Raw genomic sequence first — 1,794 nt, forward strand, 5'->3', positions numbered from 1 at the left:
GTCTCGCACCCGTTGGTCCGCTTGAAGTCGGCGTCCACGGGCCGCCCGGCCCAACTGCCGGACACGTGCGCCTGCTCCGGCCCGCTGAAGATCTGCGTGCACATCCTGTTGGTCGGTACGGGCGCGAAGGTGTCCTTGCCCCACTTCGTCTCCCCGTCGAGCTGGTCGCAGGCGGCCTTCGCGTGCGGGTGGGTGCCGCCGGCGGGGTGGCAGTAGAGCTCGTACGTGCCGTCGGAGCCGTTGGTGCCGTTGGTGCCGGAGACCGTGACGGTGAGGTGGTCGTCGTGGGCCGGCGGGGGCACGGGCAGCGGCCGGACGGTCCCGCGCGCGACACCGGAGGCGGCTGGGGCGGCTGTGGCGGCGGAGGCGGCCGTGGGGAGGGCGAGCAGGGCGGCCGGGAGCAGCGCGGCGGTGGTGGCGGTGACGGCGAGACGGCGGAGCGACATGGTGGGACTCCAGGGAGGTACGGGGAGGTGCGGGTCGAACGGGGCCGGTGTCATGTACCTGTGGCCCCTATCCCCCTCTAACGCGCCTCCGGCCCGCGCGTTGCGCTCCCCGCGGCGACTTTGCCCAGTCGGCCGCTCGCCCGGTAACGTAGGCTGCGATTGGTGACGGGCCGCTGGCCTGTGTCATCATCTGCACGCACCACCTCGCGCCAGCGCGGGGGTGCTGGAGGCTTCGCCTAGTCTGGTCTATGGCGCCGCACTGCTAATGCGGTTTGGGGTAACCCCCCATCCCGGGTTCAAATCCCGGAGCCTCCGCTCGCTTCGAAAGCCCCGTCCGCACTGCGGACGGGGCTTTTCGCGTTCCCGTTCCGTCTTGATCTCGCCGCGCGGAGGAGACGGCATTGAGAGGAGGCTGGAAACTCAACGGATGAAGGGGAGCCACAATGCCCACAACACCGAACACTCCAGAGAACACCCCCGAGCGCACCTCCGAGAGCATCCCAGGGCACATCGGGGACATCCCCATCCCGGACAGCCGGCTGGTCCGGGAGGCGACGGAACTGGTCCGGGACGCGACGGACGACCTGATCTACCACCACTCACGCCGGGTCTACCTCTTCGGCGCCCACCACGGCCGTACGCACGGCCTCGCCTACGATCCGGAGCTGCTGTACGTCGGGGCGCTCTTCCACGACCTGGGGCTGACGGAGAAGTTCCGGGCGTCGCAGCAGCGCTTCGAGATCGACGGCGCGGACGAGGCGCGCCGCTTCCTGACCGCCCACGGAATCCCGGAGGACCGCACCCGCCTGGTCTGGGAGGGCATCGCCCTGCACACGACCCCGGAGATCCCGCACCACATGGCTCCGGAGATCGCCCTGGTCACGGCCGGTGTGGAACTCGACGTCCTGGGCATCGGCTACGCCGACCTCCCCGAGGACGTACGCGAGGCGATCGTCGCCGCCCACCCCCGCCCCGACTTCAAGCGCCGCATCCTCCGCGCCTTCACCGACGGCATCGCCCACCGCCCCCAGACCACCTTCGGCAACGTGAAAGCCGACGTCCTGGCCCACTTCGTAGACGGCTACACCCGCCCCGACTTCGTCCGCGTCATCGAGGACTCCGCCTGGCCCGAGTAGCCGCCCCCAGAGACATTTCCCCAGGTCAGCGGCGGTGCGGGAATCGGATTTCGCCTCTCGGCGCAGGTCATGTAATGTTGTTCCCGCAACGCCGACCGGCCAGAAAAAACCGCCGGAAAGCCAAGCGCTCGTAGCTTAACGGATAGAGCATCTGACTACGGATCAGAAGGTTGCAGGTTCGAATCCTGCCGAGCGCACAGCAGGTCAAAGGC

At 69.2% G+C, this 1,794-nt stretch carries 2 protein-coding genes and 2 tRNA genes; 3 read left to right on the forward strand and 1 reads right to left on the reverse strand.

Going from position 1 to position 1,794, the window contains the following annotated elements; all coding sequences use genetic code 11:
• Positions 1 to 446 (reverse strand): SSI family serine proteinase inhibitor (locus ACFU99_RS42545; RefSeq protein WP_384403858.1); only part of this gene is annotated, 446 nt, incomplete at its 3' end.
• A 225-nt stretch (positions 447 to 671) separates the two neighbouring features.
• Here ACFU99_RS42545 and ACFU99_RS42550 point away from each other — a divergent pair.
• The 3 genes from ACFU99_RS42550 (at position 672) to ACFU99_RS42560 (ending at position 1,779) form a co-directional block, all read left to right on the forward strand.
• Positions 672 to 761, forward strand: a tRNA-Ser gene (locus ACFU99_RS42550).
• Positions 762 to 889: 128 nt separating this feature from the next.
• Positions 890 to 1,582, forward strand: a complete 693-nt coding sequence (locus ACFU99_RS42555) for an HD domain-containing protein (protein WP_384403861.1) — start codon at positions 890 to 892, stop codon at positions 1,580 to 1,582.
• Positions 1,583 to 1,706: 124 nt separating this feature from the next.
• Positions 1,707 to 1,779: transfer RNA gene (locus ACFU99_RS42560), tRNA-Arg, on the forward strand.
• Positions 1,780 to 1,794 lie beyond the last annotated feature (15 nt).

The organism is Streptomyces sp. NPDC057654 (genome assembly GCF_042800135.1).
Lineage (GTDB): Bacteria > Actinomycetota > Actinomycetes > Streptomycetales > Streptomycetaceae > Streptomyces.

Excerpts from the sequence above, each read along its gene's own strand:
- ACFU99_RS42555 (WP_384403861.1), top strand. The coding sequence starts at position 890 with ATGCCCACAACACCGAACACTCCAGAGAACACCCCCGAGCGCACCTCC.